We start from the raw sequence: 15,944 nt of genomic DNA on the forward strand, positions 1-15,944 counted from the left end.
GGTAAAGACTGTGGAAGCACATCTGTTGGAATGGCTGAACCTGAGCGTGCGCTGGGTTCACATGATTACTGGCGTGGCCTGGATCGGTGCGTCGTTCTATTTCGTCTGGCTGGAAAACAACCTCAATCGGGTCAACCCGAAAAGTGGTCTGGCGGGCGATCTGTGGGCGATCCACGGCGGCGGTATCTATCACCTGGAAAAATACAAACTGGCTCCACCGACCATGCCGGACAACCTGCACTGGTTCAAATGGGAAGCCTACTTCACCTGGATGTCGGGGATCGCGCTGCTGTGCGTGGTGTTCTACTCCAACCCGACGTTGTACCTGCTGGCACCGGGCAGCAGCCTGAGCGGCCCTGAAGGCGTGGCCATCGGTATCGGCTCCCTGTTCATCGGCTGGTTCGTCTACTCCTTCCTCTGCGACTCGGCCCTGGGCAAACGCCCTGCCCTGTTGGGTTTCATCCTGTTCGTGCTGATCATTGGCGCCGCTTACGGCTTCAGCAAAGTGTTCAGCGGTCGCGGTGCGTACCTGCACGTCGGCGCGATCATCGGCACCATCATGGTCGGCAACGTGTTCCGCATCATCATGCCGGCGCAACGCGCACTGGTCGCGGCGATTGCCGAGAACCGTACGCCGGATCCGGCGCTGCCGGCCAAAGGCTTGCTGCGTTCGCGGCACAACAACTACTTCACCTTGCCGGTGCTGTTCATCATGATCAGCAACCACTTCCCGAGCACCTACGGCAGCCAATACAACTGGCTGATCCTGGCCGGGATCGCGGTGCTGGCGGTGTTGGTGCGTCACTACTTCAACACCCGTCATGACAGCCACAAGTTTGCCTGGACGTTGCCGGTCGCAGCCGTCGGCATGATCAGCCTGGCCTACGTGACTGGCCCGGCGCAGATGCCGAGCGCACCGGAAGTGGCCAAGGCTCCTGGCACCATCGAGTATCAGCCGTTGCCGGAAACCGCCCTCGGTGGTGGTGCCAAACCTGCTGAAGCCAAGCCTGCCGCACCTGCCGCTGCACCGGCGCAAGCGTCGAATCAAGGCCCGGCGTTCGACAAGGTGCACAGCGTGATTCAGGAACGCTGCGCCGTGTGCCACTCGGCCAAACCGACCAGCCCGCTGTTCAGTGCAGCCCCGGCCGGCGTGATGTTCGACACCCCGCAACAAATCCAGCAACTGGCCCCGCGGATCCAGGCGCAAGCCGTCGCCAGCCAGATCATGCCACTGGGCAACATCACCCAGATGACCCAGCAAGAGCGTGACCTGATTGGTGCCTGGATCAACCAGGGAGCCCAGACCAACTAAGCAACAAAAGCTTCGCGAGCAGGCTCGCTCCCACAGGTACAACGCAAAACCCTGTGGGAGCGGGCTTGCTCGCGAAAGCGTCGCATCAGTCGACACATGTGTTTCTGACACACCGCTTTCGCGAGCAAGCCCGCTCCCACAGGTTTGCCTGTTGCACAAAATCACAAGAATAAAAAAGATCCGAGGTGTTGCATGTCCGAGCTATCCGAAGCGCGCATCCCCGACGCACCCGCCATTCAGCGTTTGCCCCTTTTGCAACTGATCCTGGTCGGTCTGCAACATGTTCTGCTGATGTACGGCGGTGCCATCGCGGTGCCGCTGATCATCGGACAGGCCGCTGGCCTGAGTCGTGAAGAAATCGCCTTCCTGATCAACGCCGACCTGCTGGTGGCCGGCATCGCCACCATCGTGCAATCCTTAGGAATAGGTCCGATGGGTATTCGCATGCCGGTGATGATGGGCGCGAGTTTCGCCGCGGTCGGCAGCATGGTGGCAATGGCCGGCATGCCCGGTATCGGCCTGCAAGGGATCTTCGGCGCGACCATCGCCGCCGGATTCTTCGGCATGCTCATCGCACCGTTCATGTCCAAAGTCGTGCGCTTCTTCCCGCCATTGGTGACCGGCACGGTCATCACCTCGATCGGTTTGTCGCTGTTCCCCGTCGCCGTGAACTGGGCCGGCGGCGGTGCTGGCGCGACGCAATTCGGTTCACCGATTTACCTGGCCATCGCCGCGCTGGTGCTGACCACCATTCTGTTGGTCCATCGCTTCATGCGCGGTTTCTGGGTCAACATTTCCGTGCTGATCGGCATGTGCCTGGGCTACGTCGTCTGCGGTCTGATCGGCATGGTCGACCTCAGCGGCATGGCGCAGGCGCCGTGGTTACAGATCGTCACGCCGCTGCATTTCGGCATGCCGAAGTTTGAACTCGCACCGATTCTTTCCATGTGCCTGGTGGTGGTGATCATCTTCGTCGAGTCCACCGGGATGTTCCTCGCCCTCGGCAAAATCACCGACCGCGAAGTCTGCCCACGCATGCTGCGTCGTGGTCTGTTATGTGACGCCGCCGCTTCGTTTTTCGCCGGTTTCTTCAACACCTTCACCCACTCCTCGTTCGCACAAAACATCGGCCTGGTGCAGATGACCGGCGTGCGCTGCCGCTCGGTGACCATCGTCGCCGGTGGCTTGCTGGTGATGTTGAGCCTGCTGCCGAAAGCGGCGTTCCTGGTGGCCTCGATTCCGCCGGCGGTACTCGGCGGCGCGGCGATTGCGATGTTCGGCATGGTCGCCGCCACCGGGATCAAGATCCTGCAAGAAGCCGACATCGGTGACCGGCGCAACCAGTTGCTGGTGGCGGTGAGCATCGGCATGGGCCTGATCCCGGTGGTGCGTCCGGAGTTCTTCGCGCACCTGCCGATCTGGATGAGCCCGATCACCCACAGCGGCATCGCCATGGCCACCCTCAGCGCGCTGTCGCTGAACCTGCTGTTCAACATTCTCGGCGGTAGAGAACGCGCGGCGATGAACGACTGCCACGCCCACACACACTAGCCCGGAAAACACAAAACCCTTGTGGGAGCGGGCTTGCTCGCGAAAGCGGTGTATCAGAACCACAAATATCGACTGATACGACGCCTTCGCGAGCAAGCCCGCTCCCACAGGGTCAGCCACAGCCTGCGCCTCAACAATAAAAACAAGAGGAAGCACCCGATGGTTTTTACCCCCTCAAGCCTGTCGTTCAACGACACCAGGCCACCCGCCGCCAACCGTGCCCCAAACCTGTCGTCGGTGCGCTGTTGCGGGGCACTTGAGACCTGGCCAAGGAGTCAGTATTCTCCGCGGCCGCCCGAATCTGGTCTAAAAAAAAGCCCGGATTTAATTTCTGACCAGAAAGCCAACTTATCCCGGCACTGGCCAGTACCAAGGCACCCCAAAATCTCTCTCAATCGACTGTTTTCGGACAGCCGAACGGGAGTTTTTTTGCTTTTCGAAAGCCTTGGCTCAGCTCTTGCTAACAGCACTAAAGCTGACCGCTTGGATGATTTTTTACTGCAGCAACAAAAGGCGCCACACCAGAGCGCCGACCTAAGAAAAAAAACGTGGAACCACCTACTTTTTGGGAGCAACCGAATGAAACGTACGTGCACCAGCCTGATGCTCGCGGGATCCTTGCTGGCCGGGGGCCAGGCAATGGCCGGCGACCTGCTGCAATGGCAGAACAACAGCCTGACCTACCTGTATGGCAAGGACTTCAAGGTCAACCCGCACATTCAGCAGACCGTCACCTTCGAGCACGCCGATGGCTGGAAGTACGGGGATAACTTCTTCTTCGTCGACAAGATCTTTTACAACGGCGAGAAGGATTTCAACGTCGGCCCGAACACCTATTACGGTGAGTTCAGCCCGCGTATTTCCCTGGGCAAAGTCCTGGACCAGAAGATCGAGTTCGGCCCGATCAAAGACGTCCTGCTGGCAATGACCTACGAGTTCGGCGAAGGCGATACCGAGTCTTACCTGATCGGCCCGGGCTTCGACCTGGCGATTCCAGGCTTCGATTACTTCCAGCTGAACTTCTACCAGCGCCATACCGAAGGCCCGCGCGCGGGTGACAACGTCTGGCAGATCACCCCGGTCTGGTCCTACACCATTCCGGTGGGCGACTCGAACATCCTGATCGACGGTTTCATGGACTGGGTGGTCGACAACGATTCCAACGCCCACGGCGACTACCACGCCAACCTGCACTTCAACCCACAGGTTAAATACGACCTGGGCAAGGCGTTGAATTTCGGCGAGAAGCAGTTGTACGTCGGTGTGGAATACGACTACTGGAAAGACAAGTACGGGATCGACGACACCCGTGCGTTCACCACCAATCAGAACACCACGAGCTTCCTGGTGAAGTTCCACTTCTGATGAGCTGAAGACAAGAGATCGCAAGCGTCACCTGCCACGTGCGCATCCGGGGTGGGTGGGGGGTTGTGGTCTTTTGTTTTTCAGGGGCAAGATCAAAAGATCGCAGCCTTCGGCAGCTCCTACAGGGATCGCATTCCAATGTAGGAGCTGCCGAAGGCTGCGATCTTTTGCTTTAAACCAACCCCAAAAACCGACACAACTCCTCCCGCTTGGCCAACGCATCCCGCCGCCCGAGGTCAATCAACTCGCTGCAATACCCTGCCTCGAACAACAAATAACTCAACACCCCCGCCCCGCTCGTCTTGGTCGCCCCCGGTCCGCGCAGGAACAGGCGCAGCGCCGCCGGCAATTCCTGGCGATGGCGCGCGGCAATTTCGTCGATCGGCTGGCTCGGCGAGATCACCAGCACTTCCACTGGCGCCACGCCCAGTGCGCGGGTCGGCGTACCGTCGGGCATCAGGTGGCTGAACTGATTGAGTCGTTGCAACAACTCGATATCACTTTCCAGGCTGTCAATGAACGTGCTGTTGAGCATGTGCCCGCCGATCTGCGCCAGGGTCGGCTGCTGGCCGGTGTAGGCCCGTTGCAGCGGTTGTTCCGGATCGACCCCGCGCGGGTTGCCGCTGACGCCCACCACCAGCACCCGGCTCGCTCCCAGGTGCAGGGCCGGGCTGATCGGTGCCGACTGACGCACCGCGCCATCACCGAAAAACTCTTCGCCGATTTTCACCGGGGCGAACAGCAACGGAATCGCCGAGCTGGCGAGCAAGTGTTCAACGGTCAATTGGGTCGGCACGCCGATTCGTCGATGGCGCAACCAGGCGTCGATGGTGCCGCCGCCCTGATAGAAGGTGACGGCCTGGCCGGACTCGTAGCCGAACGCCGTCACCGCCACCGCCTGCAACTGCTTCTGCGCGATGGCCTCGGCGATGCCGTTCATCTGCAGTTTGTCGTTGAGCAATCCGCGCAGTGGCGAACTGTTGAGCAACGCCACCGGCACTTGCGCGCCGATGCCGAGCAAACTGTGGCTGACAAAGCGGCTGGCCTGGTGGATCACGCCCGGCCAGTCGCTGCGCAATACCAGATGACTGCGAAAGCCTTGCCAGAACGCGGTCAGACGCTCGATGGCACCGCGAAAGTCCATCGCCCCACTGGCGAGGCTGACCGCGTTGATCGCCCCGGCCGAGGTGCCGACGATCACCGGGAACGGATTGTCCGCCCCCACTGGCAGCAATTCGGCAATCGCCGCCAGAACGCCCACCTGATACGCCGCCCGAGCCCCGCCGCCGGAAAGAATCAACCCTGTAACCGGTTCAGCTGGGCGCATCGCAACACTCCATGGTGCCTAAAGGGATCGCGGGTTCAACCGCGTTTTGCGTACAACTTGGGCTCGCCCGGTGGACGGCTCTTGAAGCGGCGATGGGCCCAGAGGTATTGCTCCGGACACTCGCGCAAGGCGCCTTCGACCCACTGATTGATGCGAATGCAATCCGCCTCGTCGGTCTCGCCGGGGAAATTTTCCAGAGGGGCATGAATTACCAGCCGATAGCCGCTGCCGTCCGCGAGTCGCTCTTGGGTAAACGGCACGACCAGCGCCTTGCCCAACCGGGCGAATTTGCTGGTCGCGGTGACTGTCGCGGCCTGAATCCCGAACAACGGCACGAAGATGCTTTGCTTGGCGCCGTAGTCCTGATCCGGTGCGTACCAGATCGCCCGGCCGGCCCGCAGCAGTTTGAGCATGCCGCGTACGTCGTCGCGCTCCACCGCCAGCGAATCGAGGTTGTGCCGCTCGCGGCCCCGGCGCTGGACGAAGTCGAACAACGGATTTTTGTGTTCGCGGTACATGCCATCAATCGTGTGTTGCTGACCGAGCAGCGCCGCGCCGATTTCCAGGGTGGTGAAATGCAGGGCCATCAAAATAACGCCCTTGCCGTCGCGCTGGGCTTTTTTCAAATGCTCCAGGCCTTCGACATGGGCCAGTTTGGCCAGACGCTTGCGCGACCACCACCAGCTCATGGCCATTTCGAAGAAGGCGATGCCGGTGGAGGCGAAGTTTTCCTTGAGCAGGTGCTTGCGCTCGGCGGCGGACTTTTCAGGAAAACACAGCTCAAGATTGCGCTTGGCAATGCGCCGTCGGTCGCCGGCCACTCGGTACATCAATGCGCCCAGGACGCGACCGATGGACAGCAACGCCGGATACGGCAACTGCACAATCAGCCACAACAGCCCCAGCCCGCACCACAATGGCCAGAAACGAGGGGAAAGAAATGCTGTACGAAAACGCGGGCGATCCATTAAAGGTTCCGGAAAGACAATGGCCGCGCATTCTACATCGTTCGACCCGGCTTGCGGCCCGCGGGCGTTCTCGTTATAAGTCTCGGCACTTTTAGTGACAAGCCGTTGTATGCCGACCATGAGCCAAACCGAACCGCTAGACCAAGATCCCGTGTTCCAGTTGAAGGGCAGCATGCTCGCCATTACGGTGCTGGAACTGGCCCGTAACGACCTCGAGAACCTCGATCGGCAACTGGCCGCCAAGGTCGCACAAGCGCCGAACTTCTTCAGCAACGCGCCGCTGGTGCTGGCCCTGGACAAGCTCCCGCCCAGCGAAGGCGCCGTCGACTTGCCCGGTCTGATGCGCGTGTGCCGTCAGCACGGCCTGCGCACCTTGGCCATCCGCGCCAGCCGCATCGAAGACATTGCCGCCGCCATCGCCATCGATCTGCCGGTGCTGCCACCGTCGGGTGCCCGTGAGCGCCCGCTCGATCCGCACGAAGGCGTCGTGACGAAAAAACCGGAAAAGCCACCGGAACCGACGATCAAACCGACCAAGGTAATCACTTCGCCAGTACGTGGTGGCCAACAGATCTACGCTCAGGGTGGCGATCTGGTGGTGGTTTCGTCGGTCAGCCCAGGGGCGGAACTTCTCGCCGATGGGAACATCCATGTATACGGACCGATGCGCGGTCGTGCACTGGCCGGGGTCAAGGGCGACTCGAAAGCGCGGATTTTCTGCCAGCAGATGAGCGCCGAACTGCTGTCTATCGCGGGCCATTACAAGGTTTCCGAAGATCTGCGACGCGACCCGTTGTGGGGCTCGGGCGTACAAGTCAGCCTGTCGGGCGACGTGTTGAACATCATTCGGCTTTAACGGATACTGCCGCATTTTCCAAGCATCTCTAAAACGTAGCGAAAACGGCTCAAACGAAGTAGGAAAAAGGCCAAAAGCAGTGTTTACCGCAGGTATGCGCCGCCCAGGACCGGATTCCAGCCAAGGCTGTCCGACTGCAGTAGTTTTTCAAGAGATGTTTTTCAGGGGCTAAAAGTCCTTTTTCCTTAGGGGTGAAACACCTTGGCCAAGATTCTCGTGGTTACATCCGGCAAGGGTGGTGTGGGTAAGACCACCACCAGCGCCGCTATCGGTACCGGCCTCGCTCTGCGTGGTCACAAAACAGTTATCGTCGACTTCGACGTCGGTTTGCGTAACCTCGATCTGATCATGGGTTGCGAGCGCCGCGTAGTGTATGACTTCGTCAACGTCGTGAACGGCGAAGCCAACCTGCAACAAGCCCTGATCAAAGACAAACGCCTGGAAAACCTTTACGTACTGGCCGCCAGTCAGACCCGCGATAAAGACGCGCTGACTGTCGAAGGCGTGGAAAAGGTTTTGATGGCGTTGAAAGAAGACTTCGAATTCGTGGTCTGCGACTCCCCGGCCGGCATCGAGAAAGGTGCTCACCTGGCCATGTACTTCGCCGATGAAGCGATTGTCGTGACCAACCCGGAAGTGTCCTCGGTACGTGACTCGGACCGTATGCTGGGCCTGCTGGCCAGCAAATCGCGCCGCGCCGAGAACGGTGAAGAGCCGATCAAGGAACACCTGCTGCTCACCCGCTACAACCCGCAACGCGTCAGCGACGGCGAAATGCTGGGCGTTGAAGACGTGAAAGAGATTCTGGCCGTGACCCTGCTGGGCGTGATTCCGGAATCCCAAGCGGTACTCAAGGCTTCCAACTCCGGTGTGCCGGTAATTCTCGACGACCAGAGCGACGCCGGTCAGGCCTACAGCGATGCGGTTGATCGTCTGCTGGGCAAAACCGTGGAGCATCGTTTCCTCGATGTGACGAAGAAGGGCTTCTTCGAGCGCCTGTTTGGAGGTCGGTAATGAATCTTTTTGACTTCTTTCGTGCCAGCAAAAAGGTCAGCACCGCGTCGGTAGCGAAAGAGCGTCTACAGATCATCGTGGCGCATGAACGCGGCCAACGCAGTACCCCGGACTACCTGCCAGCCTTGCAGAAGGAACTGGTGGAAGTGATCCGCAAGTACGTCAATATCGGGTCCGATGACGTGCACGTCGCCCTGGAAAACCAGGGTAGCTGCTCGATTCTGGAACTCAATATCACCCTGCCTGACCGCTAGTCGATCAGACGGGAGCCACGGCGGCTCAGGGCCCTTCGGGCCTTTGTAGGAGCTGCCGAAGGCTGCGATCTTTTGATCTTGTTTTTTAATAAGCAAAATCAAAAGATCGCAGCCTTCGGCAGCTCCTACATTGGACATGTAGGGTTCTGAGCCGCCGTTGGCGTTTGTTACGAGGCTGTTTTAATGCCGTTGTCCAACGTCCACATCATCCATCAAGACGACGCCGTCCTGGTGGTGAACAAACCGACCCTGTTGCTCTCTGTCCCTGGCCGGGCCGATGACAACAAGGACTGCCTGATTACCCGTCTGCAGGAAAACGGCTACCCGGAAGCGCGAATCGTCCATCGGCTGGATTGGGAAACGTCGGGCATCATTCTGTTGGCCCGCGACCCGGACACCCATCGCGAACTGTCCCGGCAATTTCACGACCGCGAAACCGAAAAGGCCTACACCGCCCTGTGCTGGGGTCAGCCGGAACTGGACAGCGGCAGCATCGATTTGCCCCTGCGCTACGACCCGCCGACCAAGCCACGCCATGTGGTGGACCACGAATTCGGCAAGAACGCCCTGACCTTCTGGCGCGTGCTGGAACGTTGCGGTGACTGGTGCCGGGTCGAACTGACACCGATCACCGGCCGCTCTCATCAATTGCGCGTGCACATGCTGTCCATCGGTCATCCGCTGCTCGGTGACGGGCTCTATGCCCACGAACAAGCCCTGGCGGCCTGGCCGCGATTGTGCCTGCACGCCAGCATGCTCAGTTTCACCCATCCGCAAAGTGGCGAGCGTTTGCGCTTTGAGTGCCCTGCACCGTTTTGACGGTCAATGCGGTAAAAACCTGTGGGAGCGGGCTTGCTCGCGAAAGCGGTGTATCAGTCAACATGGATGTCGACTGACACGCCCTCTTCGCGAGCAAGCCCGCTCCCACATGGGGATCTCCAGCAAGCACACATTCGAAGACTACCCAACATCACCCCACCGCCAATTCTGCGGCCAATACGTTAAACTCCCGCCCATTGCTGTCTGGAGTTTCTTATGCGTGAAGAGTTGAACCAAGGCCTGATCGACTTCCTCAAGGCCTCCCCTACCCCGTTCCATGCCACTGCCAGCCTTGTTCAACGTCTGGAAGCGGCGGGTTTTTCGCGTCTGGACGAGCGCGAGCCGTGGACCGTCGAAACCAACGGGCGTTACTACGTCACCCGTAACGATTCCTCGATTGTCGCGTTCAAGATGGGCCGTCATTCGCCGCTGCACGGCGGCATTCGAATGGTCGGCGCCCACACTGACAGCCCGTGCCTGCGGGTCAAGCCGCAACCGGAGCTGCAACGCCAGGGTTTCTGGCAATTGGGCGTCGAAGTCTATGGCGGTGCGCTGCTGGCGCCGTGGTTCGACCGTGACTTGTCCCTGGCCGGCCGCGTGACCTTCCGCCGCGATGGCAAGGTCGAGAGCCAGTTGATCGACTTCAAGGCCCCGATCGCCACCATCCCCAACCTGGCGATTCACCTCAATCGTGAAGCCAACATGGGCTGGGCGATCAACGCGCAAACCGAATTGCCGCCGATTCTCGCGCAATTCGCCGGTGACGAGCGCGTGGATTTCCGCGCCGTGCTCACCGACCAACTCGCCCGGGAACACGGCCTCAACGCCGACGTGGTGCTCGACTACGAGCTGAGCTTCTACGACACCCAAAGCGCGGCGGTCATTGGCCTGCATGGCGACTTCATTGCCGGTGCGCGCCTGGACAACCTGCTGTCGTGCTACGCCGGCCTGCAAGCGTTGCTGACCACCGAAACCGACGAAACCTGCGTGTTCGTGGCCAACGATCACGAAGAAGTCGGTTCCTGTTCGGCCTGCGGTGCCGATGGCCCGATGCTGGAGCAGACCTTGCGTCGTCTGTTGCCTGAGGGTGATGAATTCGTACGCACCATTCAGAAATCCCTGCTGGTCTCGGCGGACAACGCCCACGGCGTGCACCCGAACTACGCTGAGAAGCACGACGCCAACCACGGCCCGAAACTCAACGCCGGCCCGGTGATCAAGGTCAACAGCAACCAGCGCTACGCCACCAACAGCGAAACCGCCGGGTTCTTCCGCCATCTGTGCATGGCCGAAGAAGTCCCGGTGCAAAGCTTCGTGGTGCGCAGCGACATGGGCTGCGGCTCGACCATCGGCCCGATCACCGCCAGCCATCTGGGCGTGCGCACCGTGGACATCGGCCTGCCGACCTTCGCCATGCACTCGATCCGCGAACTGTGCGGCAGCCACGACCTGGCCCACCTGGTCAAAGTGCTGAGCGCGTTCTACGCCTGCCGCGAATTGCCGTAACTGCTGGATCAAAAGCTTCGCGAGCAAGCCCGCTCCCACATTTGGAATGCATTTCCATGTGGGAGCGGGCTTGCTCGCGAAGGCGATCTCAAGGGCCATCGCGGGCAAGCCATGCTCCTACAGGTGTTTACCACCAGTCGCCAAAAAGCCACCTAGACTTAAAGCATTCCCTACGACAAGGCTGTCGCCATGATCTCGATGTCTTCGTTCCACGCCATGCTGATCCCCATTCTCGCCGGTATGATCATGCTGGCCATCGGCTTCAATTTCCGTGACAAGAATGCCGGCGTGTTCGCCATGTGGCTCGGCATGCTGATGATCCTCGCCACGGTTGTTTACAAGATCCTGGCCAAACTCAACGAATAAATCCATGCGCCCGCTCGCATTGATTTTGACGGGCTCGTACACTCGGCCGATCCGCTCTTCCCGAGGTTGACCGCCTAGTGTTCGCTCGTCTTTTCGCCCTGCCGTGTTTCCTCCTTGTCTGCCTCATGACGCTGCTGCCGATCGCGTCTGCCCAGGCGGTCAGCTTGCCGGGGCTGCTCAGTAACTCGTCGAAGACCCAGCCCGAAGCCCAGGAACCCCTGGGGCAATCCCTCGACGAAGTCATCAAGTCCCTGGAAAACGATCAGCAACGCAGCAAATTGCTGGCGGACCTGAAGAAGCTGCGCGACGTCACCAAAAAGGCTCAACCCGCCTCCGAAGTCGGTGTCCTCGGTCTGATCGGCGGCACCCTCGCCAGTTTCGAAAAACAGTTTTCCGGCGCCGACAGCCCCATCACACGCTGGTCCGAAGAGTTCGATCTGGCCAAGGAAGAACTCTCGGCACTGATGCTGCCGGCCAATGAATGGCTGCCGATCATCTTTGCCTTTGCCATGATCCTGATGGTCTGGAGCCTGCTCGCCGCCGCGCTGATCTGGCTCGGCCACCGGGTGCGCATGCGTTTCGGCCTCACCGAAGAACTGCCGCAACACCCCAAGGCCCTCGACATGCTGCGCTTTGCCCTGCGCAAGCTCGGGCCGTGGCTGATTGCGCTGGTGATGACGGTCTACATGACCTACGCGCTGCCCTCGTCATTGGGCAAAAGCCTGGCGATGGTGTTGGCCTATGCGCTGGTGGTCGGCACCTGTTTCTCGGCGATCTGCGTGATTGCCTTTTCCGTGCTCGACGGGCCGCATCGCCACCGCGCCTTGTACATCCTGCGCCATCAAGCCTTCCGGCCGCTGTGGCTGATCGGCAGTTTCGCCGCGTTCGGTGAAGCCTTGAGCGATCCGCGTCTGGTGGCCAGCCTCGGCAGCCATCTCGCGCATTCCGCCGCAACCATTGCCAATGTCCTCGCGGCACTGTCCACCGGGTTGTTTATCCTGCGTTTCCGCCGCCCGATCGCGCACTTGATCCGCAACCAGCCACTGTCCCGGCGCCTGACCCGCCGCGCCTTGAGCGACACCATCGATATCCTCGGCACCTTCTGGTACGTGCCGGCGCTGGTGCTGGTGTGCATTTCGCTGTTTGCCACGTTCATCTCGGCGGGCGATACCAGCACCGCGTTGCGCCAGTCGCTGATTTGTACCGTGCTGCTGGTGTTGTGCATGGTCATCAACGGATTGGTCCGCCGGCACTCGCTCAAACCGCAAAAGGGCGTAAAACGTCACGCGTTGTATTCCGAGCGCCTGAAAAGCTTCTGCTACACCCTCGCCCACCTGATGGTGTGGCTGGTGTTCATCGAACTGGGCCTGCGGGTCTGGGGCATGTCGCTGATTGCCTTCACCGAAGGCGAAGGGCATGAAGTCAGCGTCAAGTTGTTCAGCCTCGCCGGCACGCTGATTTTCGCCTGGCTGATCTGGATTCTCAGCGACACCGCCGTGCACCACGCCCTCACCCGCTCGCGCAAAGGCCTGGCCAATGCGCGGGCGCAGACGATGATGCCGCTGATCCGCAACGTGCTGTTCGTGGCGATTTTCATCATTGCGCTGATCGTTGCGCTGGCGAACATGGGCATGAACGTCACGCCACTGCTGGCCGGTGCCGGTGTGATCGGCCTAGCCATCGGTTTCGGTGCGCAGTCGCTGGTCGCAGACTTGATCACCGGTCTGTTCATCATCATTGAAGACTCCTTGGCCATCGACGACTACGTGGACGTCGGCGGTCACCTGGGCACCGTCGAAGGCCTGACCATCCGCACCGTACGCCTGCGGGACATCGACGGCATCGTCCATACCATCCCGTTCAGCGAAATCAAAAGCATCAAGAACTACTCCCGGGAGTTCGGCTACGCGATTTTCCGGGTGGCGGTGCCCTACAACATGGAAATCGACGACGCGATCAAGTTGATGCGCGAAGTCGGCCAGAAGATGCGCACCGATCCGCTGCAACGGCGCAACATCTGGTCGCCGCTGGAGATTCAGGGTGTGGAGAGTTTCGAGTCCGGCAGCGCGATTCTGCGCGCCCGGTTCAAGACCGCGCCGATCAAGCAGTGGGAAGTTTCGCGGGCGTTCAATTTGTCGTTGAAGCGGCATCTGGATGAGGCCGGGCTGGATCTGGCGACGCCCAGGATGAGTGTTCAGGTGGTGACGGCGGGTGGTGGGCCTCAGAAAGAACAGGAGTGACTGGGCGGGCCTCTTCGCGAGCAAGCCCGCTCCCACAGGGGAATGCATTTCAAATGTGGGAGCGGGCTTGCTCGCGAAAGGGTCGACTCGGCCTTCCAGACAAACCCGACCAGTCAAACCACATCCACCCCCACATGAATCGCATCATGCCGCCAAAACTCCAGGTCACAATCGATCAACCGCTCATGCTGATCGTAGTTAACCCGGGCAATCCGTAACCCCGGACTCCCCACCGACACCCGCAAAGCTGCCGCCGCATCCACCGACAACGACGTCGGCACAATCTCGAACCGCACCCGCCCGTAGTGCAGATCGTAGTGCCGCGCGTACAGCTCGGTAATCGACTGATTCAAATCAAAGTCCAGAATCCCCGGGAAGAACTGCGGGTTCAGATAGTGCTCCACGTACAACACCAGTCGGCCATCAATGCGCCGTGAACGGCAAATCTGGATCACGCTCGACAACGCCGGCAACTGCAACCAGGCACACACCGCCGCCGACGCCGGCTGCAAGCGCGCTGAAATCACCTCAGTAGACGGCACCCGGCCCTGGGCGCTGACCATCGCGTGAAAGTGGCTGCGCTGCATCAGATTATAGGCCAGGCGCGGCGGCGAGACGAACCAGCCACGGCGTTCCTCGCGATAAATCTGTCCCTGCGCTTCCAACTGCAACAACGCTTCACGCACGGTGATCCGCGTGGTCCCGAACAACTCACTGAGCTTGCGCTCGGCCGGCAGTTTGCTGCCCGCCGCCAACAGGCCGTGGTCGAGCTGCTCCTGCAACACCTGGCCAATGGCTGTCACCGCTTTTGTTGCCTCATCGCGCATTAACGTTACCTATCTGGACTAGACCAGCACTGTTTCAGGGCAGAACCGCACGGCAAATCCGGCTCAACGGCATTCTGCAAGCCTAGGCAGTGCAGATGACTGATAGATGACAAAGCTACCCAACGGTCATTTTTACGATCGCTTAAAAACTTGCAATACATCGGCCAAGTCCCTTGCCGCATGGGCCTTTACCCATGGTCTACGCTTACCGGGCACCCGCCAATTGCCGGTAAATAAAAGTCCCGTTGGGCGACGAGCGACATGAAAGTGTCATGCAGCCCGCTTAAATTGGCTCGTGTATTGCTGACCTAGACCAACACAACCGCAATCGCAGCGTTGAAAACGCCCAAAGGAGCTTCGGATGAAACAGCTTTTCCTGGCATCACTGTTAGGCTCGACCATTGCCATGTGCACCGCCGCCATGGCTGCTGATACGGATTTGAAAACCCTCGAAGCCGCTGCGAAAGCGGAAGGCGCCGTCAACAGCGTCGGCATGCCCGATGACTGGGCCAACTGGAAAGGCACCTGGGATGACCTGGCCAAGAACTACGGCCTGAAGCACATCGACACCGACATGAGCTCGGCCCAGGAAATCGCCAAGTTCGCCGCTGAAAAAGACAACGCCAGCGCCGACATCGGCGACGTCGGTGCCGCTTTCGGCCCGATCGCGGTCAAGCAAGGCGTGGTGCAACCGTACAAGCCAAGCACCTGGGCACAAGTCCCGGACTGGGCCAAGGATAAGGACGGTAACTGGGCCCTGGCCTACACCGGCACCATCGCATTCATCGTCAACAAAAAGCTGCTGCACGGTTCCGAAGCACCGACCAAATGGGCTGATCTGAAGACCGGTAAATATAAAGTCTCCATCGGTGACGTGAGCACCGCCGCCCAAGCCGCCAACGGCGTATTGGCCGCTGCACTGGCCAACGGTGGCGACGAGAAGAACCTGCAACCGGCCCTGTTGCTGTTCGCCGACATCGCCAAGCAAGGTCGCCTGTCGATGGCCAACCCGACCATCGCCACCATGGAAAAAGGCGAGATCGAAGTCGGCGTGGTCTGGGACTTCAACGGTCTGAGCTACAAAGCGAAGATGGCTAACCCGGATGACTACGTCGTGCTGATCCCGTCCGATGGCTCGGTGATTTCCGGCTACACCACCATCATCAACAAATACGCGAAGAACCCGAACGCCGCCAAGCTGACCCGCGAATACATCTTCAGCGACGCCGGCCAGATCAACCTGGCGCGCGGCAACGCCCGTCCGATCCGCGCCGAGCACCTGCAACTGCCGGCCGACGTCCAGGCCAAGTTGCTGCCGAACGAGCAGTACAAAAAAGTAACGCCGATCAAAGATGCTGACGCATGGGAAAAGACTTCCAAGGCTCTGCCACAGAAGTGGAACGAAGAAGTCATCGTCGAAATGAAATGATGCGGTAGCACAAACACTGGGAAACCAATGTGGGAGCGGGCTTGCTCGCGAAGACGGTGTGTCAGTCAACACATGTGTTGAATGTGAAACCGTCTTCGCGAGCAAGCCCG

14 protein-coding genes are annotated in these 15,944 nt (G+C 60.1%); 11 read left to right on the forward strand and 3 right to left on the reverse strand.

The genetic code is table 11. The features are described from left to right. Positions 1 to 10: 10 nt before the first annotated feature. The 3 genes from HB680_RS02800 (at position 11) to HB680_RS02810 (ending at position 4,228) form a co-directional block, all read left to right on the forward strand. Complete coding sequence (locus tag HB680_RS02800) at positions 11 to 1,312, forward strand: urate hydroxylase PuuD (protein ID WP_213937027.1); 1,302 nt, start codon at positions 11 to 13, stop codon at positions 1,310 to 1,312. Between the two features lie 192 nt (positions 1,313 to 1,504). Then, the gene (locus HB680_RS02805) at positions 1,505 to 2,863 is read left to right on the forward strand and encodes a nucleobase:cation symporter-2 family protein (RefSeq protein ID WP_213937028.1); all 1,359 of its coding nucleotides are present in this window, start codon (positions 1,505 to 1,507) and stop codon (positions 2,861 to 2,863) included. Positions 2,864 to 3,442: 579 nt separating this feature from the next. Then, positions 3,443 to 4,228: an outer membrane protein OmpK gene (locus HB680_RS02810; protein WP_213937029.1), complete on the forward strand. Its 786-nt coding sequence runs from the start codon at positions 3,443 to 3,445 to the stop codon at positions 4,226 to 4,228. A 172-nt stretch (positions 4,229 to 4,400) separates the two neighbouring features. Here HB680_RS02810 and HB680_RS02815 read toward each other — a convergent pair whose 3' ends face one another. After that, complete coding sequence (locus HB680_RS02815) at positions 4,401 to 5,555, reverse strand: patatin-like phospholipase family protein (protein ID WP_213937030.1); 1,155 nt, start codon at positions 5,553 to 5,555, stop codon at positions 4,401 to 4,403. Between the two features lie 35 nt (positions 5,556 to 5,590). Next, positions 5,591 to 6,523 carry a lipid A biosynthesis lauroyl acyltransferase gene (locus HB680_RS02820; RefSeq protein ID WP_213937031.1) on the reverse strand — a complete coding sequence of 311 codons (933 nt, stop codon included), beginning with the start codon at positions 6,521 to 6,523 and terminating at the stop codon, positions 5,591 to 5,593. Between the two features lie 118 nt (positions 6,524 to 6,641). Here HB680_RS02820 and minC point away from each other — a divergent pair, with 118 nt between their 5' ends. From minC to HB680_RS02855, 7 genes are all read left to right on the forward strand, one after another. After that, on the forward strand, positions 6,642 to 7,379 hold the full coding sequence (gene minC, locus HB680_RS02825; protein ID WP_213937032.1) for a septum site-determining protein MinC: 738 nt from the start codon (positions 6,642 to 6,644) through the stop codon (positions 7,377 to 7,379). A gap of 201 nt (positions 7,380 to 7,580) precedes the next feature. Then, positions 7,581 to 8,393: a septum site-determining protein MinD gene (gene minD, locus HB680_RS02830; RefSeq protein ID WP_150631077.1), complete on the forward strand. Its 813-nt coding sequence runs from the start codon at positions 7,581 to 7,583 to the stop codon at positions 8,391 to 8,393. Then, complete coding sequence (gene minE / locus HB680_RS02835; protein WP_007898843.1) at positions 8,393 to 8,647, forward strand: cell division topological specificity factor MinE; 255 nt, start codon at positions 8,393 to 8,395, stop codon at positions 8,645 to 8,647. The genes minD and minE overlap by 1 nt, the downstream gene beginning before the upstream one ends. Before the next feature lie 183 nt (positions 8,648 to 8,830). After that, positions 8,831 to 9,466 (forward strand): RluA family pseudouridine synthase, encoded by a 636-nt coding sequence (locus HB680_RS02840; protein ID WP_201194812.1) that lies wholly within the window; start codon positions 8,831 to 8,833, stop codon positions 9,464 to 9,466. Positions 9,467 to 9,682: 216 nt separating this feature from the next. Beyond that, positions 9,683 to 10,972 carry a M18 family aminopeptidase gene (locus tag HB680_RS02845; RefSeq protein WP_213937033.1) on the forward strand — a complete coding sequence of 430 codons (1,290 nt, stop codon included), beginning with the start codon at positions 9,683 to 9,685 and terminating at the stop codon, positions 10,970 to 10,972. A gap of 189 nt (positions 10,973 to 11,161) precedes the next feature. Further along, positions 11,162 to 11,338: a hypothetical protein gene (locus tag HB680_RS02850; RefSeq protein ID WP_213937034.1), complete on the forward strand. Its 177-nt coding sequence runs from the start codon at positions 11,162 to 11,164 to the stop codon at positions 11,336 to 11,338. A 77-nt stretch (positions 11,339 to 11,415) separates the two neighbouring features. After that, the gene (locus HB680_RS02855; protein ID WP_213937035.1) at positions 11,416 to 13,578 is read left to right on the forward strand and encodes a mechanosensitive ion channel domain-containing protein; all 2,163 of its coding nucleotides are present in this window, start codon (positions 11,416 to 11,418) and stop codon (positions 13,576 to 13,578) included. Between the two features lie 113 nt (positions 13,579 to 13,691). Here HB680_RS02855 and HB680_RS02860 read toward each other — a convergent pair whose 3' ends face one another. Then, on the reverse strand, positions 13,692 to 14,405 hold the full coding sequence (locus tag HB680_RS02860; protein WP_213937036.1) for a UTRA domain-containing protein: 714 nt from the start codon (positions 14,403 to 14,405) through the stop codon (positions 13,692 to 13,694). Between the two features lie 361 nt (positions 14,406 to 14,766). Between HB680_RS02860 and HB680_RS02865 the strand changes: the two genes are divergently transcribed. Further along, on the forward strand, positions 14,767 to 15,834 hold the full coding sequence (locus tag HB680_RS02865; RefSeq protein WP_213937037.1) for an ABC transporter substrate-binding protein: 1,068 nt from the start codon (positions 14,767 to 14,769) through the stop codon (positions 15,832 to 15,834). The last annotated feature ends 110 nt before the right edge of the window (positions 15,835 to 15,944 follow it).

The organism is Pseudomonas sp. dw_612 (assembly GCF_018449725.1).
GTDB lineage: Bacteria > Pseudomonadota > Gammaproteobacteria > Pseudomonadales > Pseudomonadaceae > Aquipseudomonas.